Source organism: Streptomyces sp. NPDC006476, from assembly GCF_040612015.1.
GTDB lineage: Bacteria > Actinomycetota > Actinomycetes > Streptomycetales > Streptomycetaceae > Streptomyces > Streptomyces griseorubiginosus_B.
Map to the genome: position 1 here is coordinate 181,672 of NZ_JBEXPK010000012.1, position 18,679 is coordinate 200,350.

Genomic DNA, 18,679 nt, shown 5'->3' on the forward strand with positions numbered 1-18,679 from the left:
GGCCGACGCAGCCGATTTGCCGCGTTTTGGCCGGGCGAATGCGGCACGTGCCGCAGGCAGTGAGCGGGAACGGATGGTCAATTTCCGTTTCGGCTCGCCCCGTTGGCAGGCGATCAGTAGCCTCAGCTCGAACACCGGATCGCCTACGCCCTTGGAGAGATAGATGGAGCGTCCCGCCTGGGCCCCCCGGAGCATCGACATCTCGGTGCCGAGCGTCTCGCGGATCTACGACTTCTACCTGGGCGGTTCGCACAACTTCGAGGTCGACCGGGAAGCGGCCCGCAAGGCCATGGAGTTCATGCCGGGACTGCCCAAGATCATGCAGGCGAACCGGGCGTTCATGCGGCGCGCGGTGCGGTTCGCCGTCGACGAGGGCATCGACCAGTTCCTGGACATCGGTTCGGGCATCCCGACCTTCGGCAACGTCCACGAGGTCGCCCAGGCGGCCCGCCCCGGTGCGAAGGTCGTCTACGTCGACCACGACCCGGTCGCCGTCGCCCACAGCCAGGCGGTCCTCGCGGGCAACGAGGACGCCGGCGTGCTCGCCGCCGATCTCCGCAAGCCCCAGGAGATCCTCGCCGGCGCCGAGGTGGAGCGGCTGATCGACCTGAACCGGCCGGTGGCGCTGCTTCTCGTTGCCATACTGCACTTCGTGGAAGACGCGGACGACCCGTACACGGCGGTGGCCGAGCTGCGCGAGGCGCTCGCGCCCGGCAGCCTGCTGGTGCTCACCCATGCCTCGTACGAGGGAATCCCGCTTCCGCCGGAGCGGGCGGAGGGAGCGGTGGACGTGTACAAGGACATTCGCAATCCGCTGATCATGCGCTCGCGCGACGAGATCGCGCGGTTCTTCGAGGGGTACGACATGGTGGAACCGGGATTGGTGCCGCCGCCGCTGTGGCGGCCGCAGGAGGCACCGGAGGACGAGGATCCGTATGCCTTCTCCGGGTTCGCCGGCGTTGGGCGCACGGCGTGATCGCGGAGCCGGACGGGCCGGAGGACAGACTGCGCCGGTTCGCGACGATCTGGAGCCGGGCGGTGTTCCCGGTGACCTCCACGTCGCTGACCCGGGCGGAGTTCGAGGAGCGGCTCCTGCCGCTGGCCCGGCGGTTGAGCCAGGCCCTGCACGCCCGCCCGCTGGACGCGGACGAGGGCAGGGCGGTGGGCGCCGGCCTGGTCACCGCGCACTGCACCGACCCCGAGGCGCTCAGCCGCACCCTCGACTGCGTCGACGCCTACCTCGTGCTGTACTGCGGGGCCGACGGCGACCAGGAGGAACTGCGGGCGCGCTGCTCGCGGTTGCAGCACGCCATGGCCGCCGGGTTCGCGCAGGCGCTGCGTGAGCGGACGCTGGCCGAGCAGGAGGCCATCTCCGCCGCCGCGCTGAAGGCGCAGGGCGTGGTGGCGCAGGCGCTGCACGCCACCGAGGCCCGCTTCCGCGCGGTGTTCGAAGGCGCGGCCATAGGGATCGGCATGGCCGACCTGGACGGCAACATCCTCCAGGTCAACGGCGCGTTGCTGCGGATGTTCGGCCACTCCGAGCAGAACATGCGCTCCCGCAACGTCAAGGAGTGGACCCACCCCGAGGACGCCCCGCAGACCTGGACCCTCTACGAGGAACTCGTCCGCGGCGAGCGCGAGCACTACCACCTCGAGAAGGCGTTCTACCGCCCCGACGGAACGGTCCTGTGGACCAACCTCACGGTCTCCCTGCTGCGGGACGCGGACGGCAACCCGCAGTACCAGCTCGCGCTGATGGAGGACACCACCGAGCGTCGGCTGCTCAACCTCCGGCTGCGCTACGAGGCCACGCACGACGCGCTCACCGGCCTGCCCAACCGCACCTTCTTCTTCGAGCGCCTGGAGAAGGCGCTCGGCGCCGGCCAGGGCCAGCGCTTCGGCCTGTGCTACCTCGACCTCGACGGCTTCAAGACCGTCAACGACAGCCTCGGCCACGCGGCCGGCGACCGGCTGCTCGTCGAGGTCGCCGACCGGCTCCAGTCCTGCGCCACCGCGCCCGGCGAGATGGTCGCCCGGCTCGGCGGTGACGAGTTCGTGGCGCTGACCACCGGACCGGACACCGAGCGCGAGGTCGACGAGCTCGCCGCCCGCATCATGAACGCCCTGCTCGCGCCGATCAGCATCGACGGCCGTGAGCTGACGGTCCGCGGCAGCATCGGCATCGTCGAGGGACCGGCCGGCACCCGCAGCCCGGCGGAGGTGCTGCGCAGCGCCGACATCACCATGTACCGGGCCAAGTCGGCGGGCGGCAACCGCTTCGAGCTGGCCGACGAGGAGGCCGACGCCCGCGCCATCACCCGGCACGGCCTGACCACCGCGCTGCCCGCCGCGCTGGAGCGGGGCGAGTTCTTCATCGAGTACCAGCCGCTGGTCCACCTCGGCGACGGCAGTGTGCGCGGCGCGGAGGCGCTGGTGCGCTGGCTGCATCCGCAGCACGGTGTCCTCGGCCCGGACCGCTTCATCCCGCTCGCCGAAGACACCGGTCTCATCGTGCCGCTGGGGCGCTGGGTGCTCGAACAGTCCGTCCGGCAGGCGCGCGAATGGCGAGAACGGTACGACGACGCAGGGCCCCTGCGGATCAACGTCAACCTCTCGCCCTGCCAGCTCACCCACCCCGGCCTGGTCCAGGACACCGTCGACATCCTGGAACGCGCCGGCGTCGAACCCGGCGTGCTGTGCCTGGAGGTCACCGAGTCGGCGTTGATCGGCGCGGACGACGACCTGCTCAAACCCCTGCGTCGGCTCGCCGAGATGGGCGTCGACATCGCCCTCGACGACTTCGGCACCGGCTACTCGAACCTGGCGAACCTGCGCCGACTGCCGGTCAGCATCCTCAAGCTGGACCGCTCCTTCACCCAGAGCATGCAGCAGTTCCCCGCCGACCCCGTCGACCTCAAGATCGTCGAGGGGATCGTTTCCCTCGCCCACAGCCTGGACCTCGCGGTCACGGTCGAGGGCGTGGAAACAGGCGCGCAGGCCGAGCAGTTGCGGATACTGGGCTGCGACACGGCCCAGGGCTGGTACTACGCCCGCCCCGGCCCACCGGACCGCCTCCACGAACTGGCCCTGGTCGACGCGACGGGCTGACCCCCGGGCCCCGCCCTCCGCCCTGCCGCCGGGCGGCAGCGTGCGTCGTGCACGCATGACAGGTGCGGGTCCCGACGCCCGGCCGCGGCGTGGGACTGGGCGCCAGGCGCTGCGGAGCGGGTCCGGTGCCCTGCTGGACCTCACGGCCCGCGCAGGCGACGGAGCCGGGGGCAGCGGCGTCGTACGGGCGTCCGGGGCGGAGCCGAAGGCCGCGCTGGGTACCAGTGGTTGGCCGCCGCGGCCGTGCTCTGGGGCGGGCCTGTTGTCCGCTGTGCCGGTTCTCCACGCCCGTCGGCATCGCCGACCGTCCTCTTCCTCGCCGGGGGATCGCGAGCGCGACATCACCTGCGGCGATCCCGGCTCGACCTGGTGCGCGGACAGGTTCCGGTCACCGCTCCAGCAGCATCCGCTGCAACTCCCGCGCCGCCCGAGGCGGAGCCACATCGCTGCGGTGCGCCAGCGCGATCGTGCGGTGCAGACCGGGCCGGGCGAGCGGGGTGACCCGTAGCCCCCGCCCCGACCGTGTCGCGACCATACGGGGTACGACGGCCACCCCCAGCCCCGCCCGGACGAACCCCAGCACCGCGTCCATCTCCCCGCCCTCCACCGCGAACACCGGCTCGAACCCCTCCGCACGGCACGCGGCCACGGTGAGTTCCCGCAGGTCGTAGCCGTGCCGGAACATCACCAGCCGCTCGCCCTCCAGATCCGGGACGCGGACGGTACGACGCCCTGGGCCACCGGGCGCGGGCGCCTCCGGGGAGGAGACCACGACCAGGTCCTCGCGCAGCAGCTCGACCGTGGTCAGGGCGGGAGAGGGCGTCGGCAGCGGCAGCACCACCAGCGCGAGATCCAGCGCGCCCCGCGCCAGGAGCCGTACCAGATCGTGCGAGCCGCCCTCCTCGATCAGCAGCCGGATGCCCGGATACCGGTCGTGGAAGGCGCGCAGCACATCGGGCAGCAGACCGGTGCACAGGCTCGGCGTCGCCCCCAACCGCACACGGCCGCCCCGCAGTTGGGCCAGCTCCTGCACCTCGTGCCGGGCGGTGTCCGCGTCGGCCAGGATGCGCCGGGCGAGCGGCAGCAGTGCCTCGCCCGCGTCGGTGAGCGTGATGTTGCCCCGCGCCCGCTGGAACAGATCCGCGCCGAGCTCCCGCTCCAGCGCCCTGATCTGCTGGGACAGGGACGGCTGGGCGACATGCACCGCCTCGGCGGCCCGGGTGAAATGCCGGGTCTCCGCGACCGCCACGAAGTACTGGAGCTGCTGGAACTGCACCCCCTCAGCATAGTCTCCGCCTATCGAAACGAGCCGGACCATGTCTTGGACCGATGGGGCCGTTCGGCCCTAGCGTCTGGAGACATGGCTCTGGCAACGCGGACGGACCGACGGCCGTCCATGGCACGCACCGTGTGGGACTCCTCCGTCGGCAAGAAGACCGTGATGGCGGTCAGCGGCCTGATCATGCTGCTGTACCTGGTCGTCCATATGATCGGCAACCTGAAGATCTTCTTCGGCGCGGGCGAGTTCAACCACTACGCGCACTGGCTGCGCACTATCGGCGAACCGTTCATGCACTACGAGTGGACGCTCTGGCTGATCCGCGTCGTCCTCGTCGTCGCCGTCGTCGCGCACGCCGTCTCCGCCTACCAGCTCAGCCGCCGCGACATCAGGGCGCGGCCCAGCAAGTACGTGCACAGGAAGCCGAGGGCCACCTACGCGACCCGGACCATGCGCTGGGGCGGGATCATCCTCGGCCTGTTCATCGTCTGGCACATCCTGGACCTGACCACCGGCACCGTGCACTCCGGCGGCTTCCAGCCGGGCCACCCGTACCAGAACGTCGTGGACACCTTCTCCACCTGGTACGGCGACGTCATCTACATCGTCGCGATGCTCGCGCTCGGGCTGCACGTGCGGCACGGCTTCTGGAGCGCCGCCCAGACCCTCGGCGCCGGCAGCCGCACCCGCGACCGTGCCCTGAAGGCCGTCGCCAACGTCCTCGCGCTACTGCTCACGGCCGGTTTCATCGCCGTACCCGTGGGCGTCATGACCGGAGTGGTGAGCTGACATGACCTACACCGACTACGTCACCGGCGAACCCGTCGCCGACACCAAGGCGCCCGCCGGGCCGGTCGCCGAGCGCTGGGACAAGCGGCGTTTCGAGGCCAAGCTGGTCAACCCGGCCAACCGGCGCAAGCACACGGTGATCGTCGTGGGCACCGGCCTCGCGGGCGGCTCCGCCGGTGCGACCCTCGCCGAACAGGGCTACCACGTCGTCCAGTTCTGCTACCAGGACTCCCCGCGCCGCGCCCACTCCATCGCCGCGCAAGGAGGCATCAACGCGGCGAAGAACTACCGCAACGACGGCGACTCCGTCCACCGGCTGTTCTACGACACCGTCAAGGGCGGTGACTTCCGGGCCCGCGAGTCCAACGTCCACCGCCTCGCGCAGATCTCCGTCGAGATCATCGACCAGTGCGTGGCACAGGGCGTGCCCTTCGCCCGCGAGTACGGCGGCCTGCTCGACACCCGCTCCTTCGGCGGCGTCCAGGTCTCGCGCACCTTCTACGCCCGCGGTCAGACCGGCCAGCAACTGCTGCTCGGCGCCTACCAGGCCCTCAGCCGGCAGATCGCGGCGGGCAACGTCGAGATGCATCCGCGCACCGAGATGCTCGACCTGATCGTCGTCGACGGGCGGGCGCGCGGCATCGTCGCCCGGGACCTGATCACCGGGGAGATCTCCACGTACTTCGCGGACGCCGTCGTCCTGGCCAGCGGCGGTTACGGCAACGTCTTCTACCTGTCGACGAACGCCATGAACTCCAACGCGACGGCCATCTGGCGGGCGCACCGCCGCGGCGCCTACTTCGCCAACCCCTGCTTCACCCAGATCCACCCCACCTGCATCCCGCGCACCGGCGACCACCAGTCCAAGCTGACGCTGATGAGCGAGTCGCTGCGCAACGACGGACGGATCTGGGTGCCCAAGGCCAAGGGCGACGACCGGCCGCCGAACCGGATCCCCGAGGACGAGCGCGACTACTACCTGGAGCGCATCTACCCCTCCTTCGGCAACCTGGTCCCGCGCGACATCGCCTCCCGCGCCGCGAAGAACGTGTGCGACGAGGGACGCGGGGTGGGCCCCGGCGGGCAGGGCGTGTACCTGGACTTCGCGGACGCGATCAGGCGGATGGGGCGAAAGGCCGTCGAGGCGAAGTACGGCAACCTCTTCGACATGTACCAGCGGATCACCGACGAGGATCCGTACGAGGTGCCGATGCGCATCTACCCGGCCGTGCACTACACGATGGGCGGGCTGTGGGTCGACTACGACCTGCAGACCACGATCCCCGGCCTGTTCGCGATCGGCGAGGCCAACTTCTCGGACCACGGGGCGAACCGGCTGGGCGCCTCGGCGCTGATGCAGGGCCTGGCCGACGGCTACTTCGTCCTCCCGGCCACCATCAACGACTACCTGGCCCGCAACCCGCACCAGGACCCGGTGACCGACGAACACCCGGTCGTGCAGGAGGTGTTGGCGGAGACCGAGGACCGGCTCAACCTGCTGCTGTCGGTCGACGGCGACCGTACCCCCGACTCCTTCCATCGCGAAGTCGGCGAGCTGATGTGGGAGTTCTGCGGCATGGCCCGCACCGACGCCGGTCTGCGCAAGGCCCTGGAGCGCATCCCGCAGATCCGCGAGGAGTTCTGGCGGCGCATCAAGGTGCCCGGTACCGGCGAGGAGTTCAACCAGTCGCTGGAGAAGGCGAATCGCATCGTCGACTACCTGGAGCTCGCCGAGCTGATGTGCCTCGACGCGCTGCACCGCGCCGAGTCCTGCGGCGGCCACTTCCGCGAGGAGTCGCAGACCCCGGACGGCGAAGCGGCCCGTAGGGACGACGAGTTCGCCTACGCGGCCGCCTGGGAGTTCACCGGCACCGGCGCGGCTCCGACCCTGCACAAGGAAGACCTGGTCTTCGAGTACGTCCATCCCACCCAGCGGAGCTACGCATGAAGCTCACCCTGCGCGTCTGGCGGCAGCGCAACGCGGACGCCGACGGCGCCATGTCCACGTACGAGGTGGACGGCATCTCCACCGACATGTCGTTCCTGGAGATGCTCGACGTCCTCAACGAACAGCTCATCCTGGCCGGCGAGGACCCGGTCGCCTTCGACCACGACTGCCGTGAGGGCATCTGCGGCGCGTGCTCGCTCGTCATCAACGGCGACGCGCACGGCCCCGAGCGCACCACGACCTGCCAGCTGCACATGCGGTCCTTCAAGGACGGCGACACGATCGACATCGAGCCGTGGCGGGCCGCCGCCTTCCCGGTGATCAAGGACCTGGTCGTCGACCGCTCGGCCTTCGACCGGATCATCCAGGCCGGCGGCTACATCACCGCGCCGACCGGCTCCGCGCCCGAGGCGCACGCCACACCCGTGCCCAAGCCGGACGCCGACTTCGCCTTCGAGCACGCCGAGTGCATCGGCTGCGGCGCCTGCGTGGCCGCCTGCCCCAATGGCGCGGCGATGCTGTTCACCTCCGCCAAGGTCAACCACCTGGGCGTCCTGCCGCAGGGCGCGCCCGAGCGGGAGACCCGGGTCCTGGACATGGTGGCGCAGATGGACGAGGAGGGCTTCGGCGGCTGCACCCTGGCCGGGGAATGCGCCACGGCCTGCCCCAAGGGCATCCCGCTGGTGTCGATCACGAGCATGAACAAGGAGTGGCTGCGCGCCACGCGGAAGGTGGCGAAGCGGTAGCGGCCACCCAGGCAGAAAGACGTTCGCCTCAGGGTGCGGACGGGCGGGGTCGGGAGGTGCTCCCCGGCCCCGTCTCGCCTGTCCGGGGTGTGTAGGGTTCGCGCATGATCTTCGGGCGCAAGGGGAGGAAGCGGTTTCTCGAGGCCGTCGCCGGGTTCGAGGCCGCTGTGCGGGAGCAGGACGGGGAGCGTTCGCAGCGCGCCATGCGGGAGATGCAGGAGCGCTACGCGGACGCCACCGACGAGGAGTTCCACGAGGCCGGGCCGCGCCTGGCGGCACTGCTGCCGCAGGTGCCTCCCGGGCCCTCCGGCCTGGTCGCCGTACTGATCGGAGCCTGTGTCGAGCGCGGTGCGGACGCGACCGACTGCGCGCCCCACATCTTCAACGGGCTCGCTGAAACGCTGGGCGCGGCAGGGGAGTTCTGCGCACGCTGGGAAGCGACCGGCGGCGGCGAGATGCCGGAGCCGGACTCGGTGGACGAGGAGGCCCTCCAACGGGTCGGCCGGGACGCGGCCGTGGGCTGGTCCACGCTGCCGCAGTGGGAGATGGCGTCCGTGGCCATGCTCAACCACCCGGCTGTCCGCACCGGACCGGGCGCCGCCCGGCGCACGGATCTCCTGCGGGCGCTGCACCCGGTACAAGAGGCCTCGGGACACGACTTCAAGTGCCTCCACTACGCCCTGCTAGTCCTCGACGACGAGCCCCTGATCGTGCTGCACCGCCCGACCGGCACCGGCTACGCCCTGCGCATGTCCGGCATCGGCGACAACTTCCAGCTGCACACCCTCCTGGCCGACGCCCTCGTCGGCGGCGGCCACGTGCCCGGTCACGCGCCCTCGGCGCAGGAGGTCGCCGTGTGCCGAGACGCGCCGGGCCAGGTGCCGACGACCGGCTCCTTCAACCTCGCCACCCCGGGCGGGGAATGGGTGTGGAACGAGGGAACGCCCTCCGACATCCCCGTCGTCGACGGCGTACGACTCCTCGTCCTCGACCCGCCGCCGTACGCCCGCGGCTGGCCCGCCGGCCGGTTCTTCCCCGGCATGGCCGGAGACCTCGTCCTGGAGCGCGTGCTCGACCGGGCGGAGACCGGCAGATGGCTGGAGCACTGCGCGCCGGCGAACTGACCGGTACCGTCCGAGCCGTTCAACAACCGCACATCAACGCTCTCTGCGCCCGTCACGCGAAGGTCAGCCGGCATCGGAAGAACAGGGGCGGCAGATCGCACGCCACGGGTCTGCTCCCCGCTCCGCCGACCCGGCCCGTGACCAGGAGAGAGCCATGACCGGCGTAACGACCCTCGACCGTCCCCCCAAGCCCGCGGCCCCCACCCGCTACACCGTTTCCCTGGCCCGCGACGAGGCCGACGTACGCGCCGCGCAGCGGCTGCGGCACGAGGTGTTCGCCGGTGAGATGGGCGCCCTGCTGTCCTCCCCGCAGCCGGGCCACGACATCGACGCCTTCGACGCCTACTGCGACCACCTGCTGGTCCGTGAGGAGACCACCGGGCAGGTCGTCGGCACCTACCGGCTGCTGCCGCCCGAGCGGGCCGCGGTCGCCGGACGGCTCTACTCCGAGAGCGAGTTCGACCTGACCCCGCTCGACGCGATCCGCCCGGGCCTGGTCGAGGTCGGCCGCTCCTGCGTCCACCCCGACCACCGCGACGGCGCCGTGATCGGCCTGATCTGGGCCGGCATCGCCCGCTACATGGTCGACCGCGGCCACGAGTGGCTGGCCGGCTGCTGCTCCATCCCGCTCGCCGACGGCGGCGCGCTCGCCTCCGCGACCTGGGACCGGGCGCGGGCCAAGCACCTGGCGCCGCAGGAGTACCGCGTACGGCCCCTGCTGCCCTGGGTCCCGAACGCCGCCGCCCCCGCCGCACCGGCCGAACTCCCGGCCCTCCTGCGCGGCTACCTCCGCCTCGGCGCCTGGGTGTGCGCCGAGCCCGCCCACGATCCCGACTTCGGGGTCGCCGACCTGTACGTGCTGCTGTCGATGCGCCGGGTCAACCCGCGCTATCTGCGGCACTTCCTGTCTCTCGTGCCGGCCTGATGAGCGTCTGGCAGCCCAGCGCGCCCTGCACCCCTCGGGCCTGCATAGAGGCGACGGCGTCCGCCACGGCCGTACCCCGCGCCGTGCTGCGGCTCGCGGTGGTCACGGTCCTGATGCTCACCGGGATCGTGCTGTCGCCGCTCGGCGGGAGGATCCCCGCCGAGTGGGTCAGGCGGTGGTGCCGGTGGATCGTACGGGCCGCAGGGGTCCGGGTCCGGATCACCGGCACCACCGTCCCCACCGGTGGTCTGCTGCTGGTCGCCAACCACATCTCCTGGATGGACATCCCGCTGCTCGCCGCCGTCCGTCCGGCCCGGATGCTCGCCAAGTCCGACATCCGGGACTGGCCGGTGGCCGGTCCCGTCGCGGCCCGCGGCGCGCTGTTCATCGACCGCAACCGGCTGCGCGCCCTGCCCGGCACGGTCGCCCGCATCGCGGACGCCCTGCGCGACGGGCAGGCCGTCGGGGTCTTCCCCGAGGGCAGCACCTGGTGCGGCCGCGCCCAGGGCAGCTTCCGCCGGGCCGTCTTCCAGGCCGCCCTCGACGCGGACGTCCCCGTCCAGCCCGTCCACCTGCGCTACCGGATGACCGAGGGCTCGGCGAGCACGGCCCCGGCCTTCATCGGGGACGACTCCCTCCTGGCCTCCGTGTGGCGGGTGGTCCTCACCCGCGGCCTGGTGGCCGAGGTCGACGTCCAGCCCCTCATCCCGCCCGGCACCCACCCCGACCGCCGCTCCCTCGCCCGCGCGGCCCAGCCCGGAGCCACAGCCCAGCCCGACTGGACCCACGCGGCACTGGTGGCCTGACCACCCGCCTCCACCCGCCTCCGCCCGAACTGCCAGGGCGGGGGCCGTGCGTTCATGGCTCCGGGTGACCGCGTCCTCTAGGGCGGCCGTACAAGGCACCGAAGTCCTCGAACAAGGCGGAGCCGTCTGCATCCGGCGGCCGTTCGGTAGGGGCGGGCGGAAATTCCGAGGCCGGGGCGTGGCGCAGCTGCTAGCGTCGAGGTCATGAACGTCATCAGGCGAACCAGCACCGCAGCCGCGCGAGCGACCAGCTCGCCGGCTGCCGACGCCTGACCTCACCACACACCCCGGCGGCCGGAAACGGACCGCCGGGGCGTTCTCGTAGGTGACTCCCGTGTTCTCGCGCGGTTCTTTCCGGTCCCCGTGATCCGAAGGAAGACCGCCATGAACAGCAACATGCACATGAACATGAACACGGACCAGGTCATTCGGACCTTCACCGACTTCTACCAGGAGCGCGGACACCAACTCGTCACCGGCAGCACGCTGTTGCCGCCGCCCTCGGACCCGGTGCTGTTCACCACGTCCGGCATGCACCCGCTCACCCCCCATCTGCTCGGCCGTCCGCATCCGCAGGGGCGGCGCCTGGTCAATGTCCAGCGCTGTCTGCGCACGACCGATCTCGACGAGGTCGGTGACTCGACGCATCTGACGGTGTTCGAGATGCTCGGCTCGTGGTCCCTCGGCGACTACGGCCACTCGCAGAGCCTGCGGTGGGGGTACGAACTGCTGCGGGACGGTTTCGGCATCCCGCACGAGCAGCTGTACGCCACCGTCTTCGGCGGCGACGACCAGGTCGGCCCGGACACCCATTCCCTGCGCACCTGGCGGCAGTTGGGCGTCCCCGTCGAGTCGACCGGCGAGGACAACTGGTGGTCCAACGGCCCGGTCGGCCCGTGCGGCCCCGACTCCGAGATCTTCGTGTGGACCGGTGGTACCGGCACCCCGCCCGAGGGCACCCCGACCACCGACCCGCGCTGGGTGGAGATCTGGAACCACGTCCACATGCGCCACCTCCGCCACGAGGACGGCACCCTGGAGCCGCTGCGGCAGCCCGCCGTCGACACCGGCATGGGCGTGGAACGCCTGGTGACCGTCCTGCAGGGGCACGACTCCGTCTACGAGACCGACCTGTTCGGGCCGTGGATGCGGACCGTGCCCTCGCTGTGGCACCTGGACGACGAGCCGTCGCTCCGCCTCGTCTGCGACCACCTGCGCTCGGCCGTCGTCGTCCTCGGCGACGGTGTACGGTCCTCCAACACCGGCCGTGGCTACGTCCTGCGGCGGCTGATCCGCCGTCTGCTCACCACCCTGCGGCGCGACGACCCCACCCGCACCCTCGCCGACCTGCCTCCGGAGCCGATCGGCCACACGCTGGACCACTTCCGCCAGTCATGTGGCGTCGAGGCCGTGCGTGACCGACTCCTCGACGAGGAAAGGAAGTTCACCCGGCTTCTCGAACGCGGGCGGCGCGTGTTGTCCCGGCCGGAGTTCCAACGGCCGCTGACCGACGAGGACTACGGCTACCTCCACGACACCCACGGCCTGCCCCGGGACCTCGTCGCCGGGATGCTGACCACGCGATGACGCCGCGGCGAGGCGGCGTCCGGGGCGGCGGGGGCACGGACCGCTCCGGACGCCGGCCGTGTCAGCGCTGGGTGTAGATGAAGCCGATCTTGTCGACCTCGTCGCCCGAGCGGCCGTGGAATCCGGCGATCTGCCAGCCGGACGGCGCGGTGCGGGTCACGCAGTCGGAGGTCGTGGTGCCACCGGCCAGGGTACGGCCCAGGTTGGTGGTGAACTTGGCGTAGAAGACGCGGGTGTGGTCGTTGTACGAGCCCTGGCACAGGTAGGCGGTCGTGACGTACTCGCCGCTGCCCAGGGTCAGGGAGGACGCGGTCCCGCCGGTGCCGCCGTGGGCGAGCGTCGTGCCGTTGGCCAGGGTGAGGTTCATCTGGTCGACGCGGGAGCCGGAGCGCAGGCCGATGGTGGTGGCGCGAGCGCCGGCCGGCACGCTGTCGATGTCGTTGTAGTAGTCGCCGTGCGGGCCGCCGAACTGGTCGCTGAGCTGGAAGGCCGAGTTGCGCGACCAGGTGAAGCCGACCGTGATCGGGTCGTGGTCGGAGAGCATGAGCCCGTCGTCGGTGAGGAACTTGGCGTGCTCGTTGTTGTACGAGGTCGCGTTGAGCGAGACGAGCTTGCTGCCGCGGTAGAGGACCTTGTCGACGACCTCGCAGGTGTTGGGCACGGTGGCGCCGGACTGGTCGCACACCAGCGCGTCACTGCCCTTGGCCGGCGGGGTTCCGCCGCGGATCAGCTGGACCCAGGCGTCGGTGAGCCCGTTGGACGAGGCGAACTCGGCGATGGTGTCCGCCGTGCGGGTGTAGCGGGTGTTGGTGTCGCCCATGACCACCACGGCGTTGCCCGCCGAGTGCGTCTTGATGAAGGCGGTGAGCTGGTTGAGGTTGTCGGCGCGGGAGGCCTCGTCGCCGTCGTTGGTGCCCGCGTTGGTGTGCAGGTTGTAGAAGTCGACGTAGACGCCCTCGGCCAGGCGCTCGCGCATGAAGGTGAAGCCCTTGGGGGTCAGGCAGTCACCCGAGTCGATCTGGCAGGAGTTCCAGTGCACCCGCTCGAAGTCGTCCGTGTCGTAAGGGATCTTCGACAGGGTGTTGAGCCCGCTGCCGATGCCGGCGCCGCCGCTGGTCGGCGTGCGGTAGGCGTGCGCGGTGTCGCCGGCGTAGAGATACGCGTGGTAGTTGAAGTCCTCCTCGACATGCACGATGTCGTACGGCGCGATCCGCTGGCCGATCGCGGTGGTGCTGGTGTCGCGGGGCGTGGACGCGCTGGAGAGGCTCTGCGGCAGGCCGGCGACGTTGTAGCTGAGCACGCTGAAGCTGCCCGAGTCGGCGGCCGCCGCGGAGGGCGCCGCCATGGTGAGCCCGCCGAGGGCGGCGGCTGCCGCCGCCAGGCAGGCGAGGAGTCTGAGCATGGGGGTGTGTCTCCTGGGGGAGTGAAAGCGGTTGCGGTGAGCCAGTGATTGAAGTTACCGCTGGTTACCCCAGTCTGTCGCGACCCTGACAGGAGATCGTTCTGTGGGGGTGGAGGACGGGTTAAACGTGCGGGAACTCGGCGCACGCCCGATGACGTGCCCCTCGTCCACCCCTCGTCCATCTATGTGAATGCGAAACAAGTACCGGACTATTGACGGGTTCGGGTCAACGGTTTTACGGTCCGCGAGAAAGCGCTTTCCGTCTGTCTGTCTCTTCGTACCTCCGTCAGACGCCTCAACCGTCCTGGAGATCAACGATGAATCCGAGACCCCTCATCGCGTGCGTCAGCCTGATCGCAGGCACCCTTGTCGCCCTGTCCGGCACCACCGCGCAGGCAGCCCCCACCCGTTACGAGGCCGAGAGCTCCTCGGCCCTGTGCACCGGCACCGTCGACTCCGACCGGACCGGCTTCCCGGGCAGCGGTTTCTGCAACGGCACCAACGCGACAGGCGCGTACGCGCAGTTCACCGTGACCGCACCCGCATCGGGCACGGCGACCCTGCGGATCCGCTTCGCCAACGGCACCACCACCGCGCGCCCCGCCGCCGTCAGCGTCAACGGCGCGAGCGCCGGCACGGCGGCCTTCGGGACCACCGGCGCCTGGTCGGCATGGTCCACCGAGACGCTCACCGTGCCGGTCACCGCGGGTTCCAACACCGTCCGGCTCGCCCCGACCACCTCCGCGGGCCTGCCCAACGTCGACCACCTCGACGCGGACGTGTCCTCCGCGGCGGCCGGCACCGTGCTGTACGTCTCGCCGAGCGGCACCGACAGCGCGGCCGGCACGCAGTCGGCGCCGACCACGCTCACCTCGGCGATCAGCCGGATCACCGCCGGCGGCACGATCTACCTGCGCGGCGGGACGTACAACTACTCCTCCACGGTCACCATCCCGGCCGGGAAGGACGGCACCTCCGGCGGCCGCACCACCCTGTCCGCCTACCCGGGGGAGACCCCCGTGCTCAACTTCTCGGCACAGAGCGAGAGTTCGTCCAACCGGGGCATCCAGCTGAACGCCAACTACTGGCACCTGTACGGGCTGACCGTCGAGCACGCCGGCGACAACGGGATCTACGTCGGCGGCAGCAACAACGTCGTCGAGCGCACGGTGACGGCGTACAACCGCGACACGGGACTCCAGCTGGGCCGGATCGCCTCCACCACGCCCAGTTCGCAGTGGCCGTCGAACAACCTCGTCGTCAGCTCGGAGTCACACGACAACGCCGACTCCGACGGTGAGGACGCCGACGGCTTCGCGGCGAAGCTGACCACCGGCACCGGGAACGTCTTCCGCTACGACGTCTCCCACAACAACATCGACGACGGCTGGGACCTCTTCACCAAGACCGACACGGGCGCCATCGGGCCCGTGACCATCGAGTACTCCCTGTCCTACAACAACGGCACCCTCAGCGACGGCAGCCAGAGCGGCAACGGCGACCGCAACGGCTACAAGCTCGGCGGCGACGACATCGCCGTCAACCACGTCGTCCAGCACAACATCGCCTACCACAACGGCCATCACGGGTTCACCTACAACAGCAACCCGGGCACGATGGCCGTCACCGGCAACGCGAGCATCGACAACGCCCAGCGCAACTTCTCCTTCGACGCGGGGACTTCGGTGTTCCGCGGCAACACCTCGTGCCGCTTCTCCGTCACCGGCTCGAACGACAAGACCGTCGGCGACGCCGACAGCTCCAACCAGTTCTGGACCGGCACCAACGGCTCCCGCTGCTCCTCCTACTCCGGCGCACTGGGCTGGTCGTTCGCCTCGGACGGCAAGCTCGCCGTCACCTTCGGCGGCAAGGTGGTGACGCCGTAACCGTCTGCCCGGCTCACGAGCCGCCGCCCGCGCGACCGACCTCCTCAGCCGCGCAGGTGGCGGCTCACGAACACGGCGTCGGCGAACAGCTCACCGACGCCGGTGAAGTCCCCGGTGTCGACCAGCTCCGGATACGCCAGGACCAGGTTGGTCACGGCCGCGATGTCTGCTGCGCTCATGACCGGCGAGGACAGGTCACCGCACGGGCCGGGACGGTGCCCCATATTCGGTGGACAGAGATCATCGCCCAGGCAGACTGGCCGCATGAGCATCGAATCCGAGCCCAAGGACGTCGTGCGCTTCTATCTGCAGAACGCCCGCGACGCGCTGCTGTGGAAGCTCGAAGGGCTGTCCGAGTATGACATCCGGCGGCCCTTCACCCCCACCGGCACCAATCTGCTGGGCCTGGTCAAGCACGCCACGTATGTCGAACTCGGTTATCTGGGCGACACGTTCGGGCGGCCCTCCGGTCTGCCGCAGCCCGTCTTCGGAGAGGGCGCGGACGCCAACGCCGATATGTGGGCCAGGGCCGACGAGTCGCGCGAGGACATCGTCGCCCGCTATCGCCGCGCGTGGACGCACGCGGACGCGACGCTGGAGGAACTGGAGTTGGACGCGGTCGGCAGGGTGCCCTGGTGGCCGAGCGGCGCCGACGAGGTGACCCTGCACCACGCGATCGTGCGCGTCATCGCCGACACCCACCGGCACGCCGGCCACGCCGACATCATCCGCGAACTCATCGACGGAGCCGTCGGGATGAACGAGAACAACACCAGCATGTCGAGGGGGAACGCGGCTTGGTGGGCGGAGTATCGGGAGTACTTGGAGGCGGTGGCCCGGAAGGCGTCGGGCCAGGAGTGAAAACGCCTGCCCACCCCGGGGGCGGGGTGGGCAGGCGATGGCATGGGTGTTGACGGACCGTCAGCCAGCCGCGAGCAGCTCCAGCGTGTCGATCACACGGTTGGAGAAGCCCCACTCGTTGTCGTACCAGGCGACCACCTTGACGTGCCGGCCGTCGACGCGGGTGAGCGCCGAGTCGAAGATCGAGGAGGCCGGGTTGCCGGTGATGTCGGAGGAGACCAGCGGGTCCTCGGAGTACTCCAGGATCCCGGCGAGCGGTCCCTCGGCCGCCGTACGGTAGGCCGCCAGCACGTCCTCGCGCGTCACGTCACGGGCGACGGTCGTGTTGAGCTCGACGATCGAACCCACCGGCACCGGTACCCGGATCGAGTCGCCCGACAGCTTGCCGTCGAGGCCCGGCAGCACCAGACCGATGGCCTTGGCGGCACCGGTCGTGGTCGGCACGATGTTGACGCCCGCGGCCCGTGCCCGGCGCGGGTCGCGGTGCGGCCCGTCCTGCAGGTTCTGCTCCTGCGTGTAGGCGTGCACGGTCGTCATGAAGCCGTGCTCGATACCGGCGAGTTCGTCGAGCACCGCGGCGAGCGGAGCGAGCGCGTTGGTGGTGCAGGAGGCGTTGGAGACGATGGTGTGCAGCTCCCGGTCGTAGGCGTCGGTGTTGACGCCGTACGCGAGCGTGACGTCCGCGCCGTCCGAGGGCGCGCTGACCAGTACCTTGCGCGCGCCGGCGTCGAGGTGGGCGCGGGCGGCCTTGGCGGAGGTGAAGCGGCCGGTCGCCTCCAGCACGATGTCGACACCGAGCTCGGCCCACGGCAGCTGGGCCGGCTCACGCTCGGCCAGCACCCGGATGCGCCGGCCGTCCACGACGAGGGTGTCCCCGTCGACGGTGACCGGGCGGCCGAGGCGGCCGGCCGTGCTGTCGTAGGCGAGCAGTCGCGCGAGAGCTGTGGGCTCGGTGAGGTCGTTGACGGCGACGATCTCGAGAGTGCTGTCGCGTTCGAGCAGGGCGCGCAGCACGTTGCGTCCGATGCGGCCGAATCCGTTGATGGCGATGCGCGTCATGAGGGGTGTTCCACCTTTTAAGTCGTCCCTTGGGTTCGCCCCCAGGGTCGCTCGCGGCATCGGTCGGGGACAGCGGCGCGATCGCCATGGTTCAAAAGGATCCCGCCAGCCGGCCGTGACGGGTCACTCGCCCCGTGCGAAGGTGTGCCGGTACTCGCTGGGCGTGGTGCCGAGGATCCGCTGGAAGTGCAGCCGCAGGTTCGCTCCCGTGCCGAGCCCCACGTCGGCGGCGATCTGCTCGACGCTGCGCTGCGAGCGTTCCAGCAGTTCACGGGCCATGTCGATGCGGGCGCGCATCACCCACTGCATCGGTGTGTAACCGGTGTCCTCGACGAAGCGCCGGGACAGGGTGCGCGCCGACACCCCCGCTTGCCGGGCCAGCACGTCGAGGCTCAGGTGCTCGTCGAGCCGGCGCAGCGCCCACTCCCGGGTGACGGCGAAGCGCTCGCCCAGCGGCTCAGGAACACTGCGCGGCACGTACTGCGCCTGGCCGCCGCTGCGGTAGGGGGCGGCGACCAGGCGCCGGGCGGCGTGGTTGGAGGCGGCCACGCCGAGATCTCCGCGCAGGATGTGCAGGCAGAGGTCGATGCCGGAGGCAGCCCCGGCCGAGGTGAGGACGCTGCCCTCGTCGACGAAGAGCACGTTCTCGTCGACCTTGACGCGCGGATGCTTCGCGGCGAGCGCCCGCGTGTAGTGCCAGTGCGTGGTCGCGCGTCTGTCGTCGAGCAGTCCGGTGGCGGCGAGGGCGAAGGCACCGGTGGAGATGGCCGCGAGCCGCGCGCCCCGCTCATGGGCGGCGATCAGCGCGTCGACGACGGCCCGCGGGGGGTCCTCGCGGTCCGGGAAGCGGTATCCGGGGATGAACACGATGTCGGCCCACGCGAGCGCGTCGAGGCCGTCGGCGACGGAGTACGACAGCCCGTCGCCGCCGTTGACGAGCCCCGGTGCCGCTCCGCACACCCGCACTTCGTAGGGCATGCTCGCCCGCGTCGTGAAGACCTGGGCGGGAATCCCGACGTCGAGCGGCTTGGCACCCTCCAGCACGAGGACGGCGACACGGTGGAGACGGGAGGCTGACACGGGGCCAGGGTACGAGGCGGGTCAGGCTCAGGCCGGGCCGCCGTACTGGACGCGCGCCGCGTGGGTCACAGGGGCGGAG

Annotated in this window: 16 protein-coding genes; 11 read left to right on the plus strand and 5 right to left on the minus strand. The window is 70.8% G+C overall.

Features of this window, described 5'->3' with window-relative positions; translation table 11 throughout:
• Positions 1-163 precede the first annotated feature (163 nt).
• Together ABZZ74_RS16140 and ABZZ74_RS16145 are read left to right on the plus strand one after the other, a co-directional pair.
• A complete protein-coding gene (locus ABZZ74_RS16140; protein ID WP_356765207.1) occupies positions 164-976 on the plus strand; it encodes an SAM-dependent methyltransferase in 813 nt (270 codons plus the stop codon).
• Entirely contained in the window at positions 973-3,108 is a 2,136-nt protein-coding gene (locus ABZZ74_RS16145) for an EAL domain-containing protein (RefSeq protein WP_356765209.1), read from the plus strand. The genes ABZZ74_RS16140 and ABZZ74_RS16145 overlap by 4 nt, the downstream gene beginning before the upstream one ends.
• Before the next feature lie 388 nt (positions 3,109-3,496).
• On the opposite strand, the gene ABZZ74_RS16150 is transcribed toward ABZZ74_RS16145, so the two are convergent.
• Entirely contained in the window at positions 3,497-4,384 is an 888-nt protein-coding gene (locus ABZZ74_RS16150) for a LysR substrate-binding domain-containing protein (RefSeq protein ID WP_133046590.1), read from the minus strand.
• Between the two features lie 120 nt (positions 4,385-4,504).
• Between ABZZ74_RS16150 and ABZZ74_RS16155 the strand changes: the two genes are divergently transcribed.
• The 7 genes from ABZZ74_RS16155 to ABZZ74_RS16185 all read left to right on the plus strand — a co-directional run bounded on the left by ABZZ74_RS16155 (position 4,505) and on the right by ABZZ74_RS16185 (position 12,312).
• Complete coding sequence (locus tag ABZZ74_RS16155; protein WP_356765211.1) at positions 4,505-5,176, plus strand: succinate dehydrogenase; 672 nt, start codon at positions 4,505-4,507, stop codon at positions 5,174-5,176.
• 1 nt (position 5,177) lies between these two features.
• A complete protein-coding gene (locus ABZZ74_RS16160) occupies positions 5,178-7,124 on the plus strand; it encodes a fumarate reductase/succinate dehydrogenase flavoprotein subunit (RefSeq protein WP_356765213.1) in 1,947 nt (648 codons plus the stop codon).
• Positions 7,121-7,870: a succinate dehydrogenase/fumarate reductase iron-sulfur subunit gene (locus tag ABZZ74_RS16165; protein ID WP_356765215.1), complete on the plus strand. Its 750-nt coding sequence runs from the start codon at positions 7,121-7,123 to the stop codon at positions 7,868-7,870. Before ABZZ74_RS16160 ends, ABZZ74_RS16165 begins: the two co-directional genes overlap by 4 nt.
• Positions 7,871-7,974: 104 nt before the next feature.
• Positions 7,975-8,994 (plus strand): hypothetical protein, encoded by a 1,020-nt coding sequence (locus ABZZ74_RS16170; RefSeq protein WP_356765217.1) that lies wholly within the window; start codon positions 7,975-7,977, stop codon positions 8,992-8,994.
• A 154-nt stretch (positions 8,995-9,148) separates the two neighbouring features.
• Complete coding sequence (locus ABZZ74_RS16175) at positions 9,149-9,919, plus strand: GNAT family N-acyltransferase (RefSeq protein WP_356765219.1); 771 nt, start codon at positions 9,149-9,151, stop codon at positions 9,917-9,919.
• A complete protein-coding gene (locus tag ABZZ74_RS16180) occupies positions 9,919-10,725 on the plus strand; it encodes a lysophospholipid acyltransferase family protein (RefSeq protein ID WP_356765221.1) in 807 nt (268 codons plus the stop codon). Before ABZZ74_RS16175 ends, ABZZ74_RS16180 begins: the two co-directional genes overlap by 1 nt.
• A 408-nt stretch (positions 10,726-11,133) precedes the next feature.
• Positions 11,134-12,312, plus strand: coding sequence for an alanine--tRNA ligase-related protein (locus ABZZ74_RS16185; protein ID WP_356765289.1), 1,179 nt, complete (start codon positions 11,134-11,136; stop codon positions 12,310-12,312).
• A gap of 61 nt (positions 12,313-12,373) precedes the next feature.
• Here ABZZ74_RS16185 and ABZZ74_RS16190 read toward each other — a convergent pair whose 3' ends face one another.
• Complete coding sequence (locus ABZZ74_RS16190; protein WP_356765223.1) at positions 12,374-13,714, minus strand: jacalin-like lectin; 1,341 nt, start codon at positions 13,712-13,714, stop codon at positions 12,374-12,376.
• Positions 13,715-14,031: 317 nt separating this feature from the next.
• On the opposite strand from ABZZ74_RS16190, the gene ABZZ74_RS16195 reads away from it, so the two are divergent.
• On the plus strand, positions 14,032-15,600 hold the full coding sequence (locus ABZZ74_RS16195; protein WP_356765225.1) for a carbohydrate-binding protein: 1,569 nt from the start codon (positions 14,032-14,034) through the stop codon (positions 15,598-15,600).
• 44 nt (positions 15,601-15,644) lie between these two features.
• Here ABZZ74_RS16195 and ABZZ74_RS16200 read toward each other — a convergent pair whose 3' ends face one another.
• Positions 15,645-15,779, minus strand: a complete 135-nt coding sequence (locus ABZZ74_RS16200) for a nuclear transport factor 2 family protein (protein ID WP_356765227.1) — start codon at positions 15,777-15,779, stop codon at positions 15,645-15,647.
• A gap of 85 nt (positions 15,780-15,864) precedes the next feature.
• Here ABZZ74_RS16200 and ABZZ74_RS16205 point away from each other — a divergent pair, with 85 nt between their 5' ends.
• Positions 15,865-16,461 carry a DinB family protein gene (locus tag ABZZ74_RS16205; RefSeq protein WP_356765229.1) on the plus strand — a complete coding sequence of 199 codons (597 nt, stop codon included), beginning with the start codon at positions 15,865-15,867 and terminating at the stop codon, positions 16,459-16,461.
• 60 nt (positions 16,462-16,521) lie between these two features.
• Here the strand turns inward: ABZZ74_RS16205 and gap are convergent, their stop codons facing one another.
• Both gap and ABZZ74_RS16215 read right to left on the minus strand, forming a co-directional pair.
• Positions 16,522-17,520 (minus strand): type I glyceraldehyde-3-phosphate dehydrogenase, encoded by a 999-nt coding sequence (gap, locus tag ABZZ74_RS16210; RefSeq protein ID WP_356765231.1) that lies wholly within the window; start codon positions 17,518-17,520, stop codon positions 16,522-16,524.
• A 123-nt stretch (positions 17,521-17,643) separates the two neighbouring features.
• Positions 17,644-18,600 carry a helix-turn-helix domain-containing protein gene (locus ABZZ74_RS16215; RefSeq protein WP_356765233.1) on the minus strand — a complete coding sequence of 319 codons (957 nt, stop codon included), beginning with the start codon at positions 18,598-18,600 and terminating at the stop codon, positions 17,644-17,646.
• Positions 18,601-18,679 lie beyond the last annotated feature (79 nt).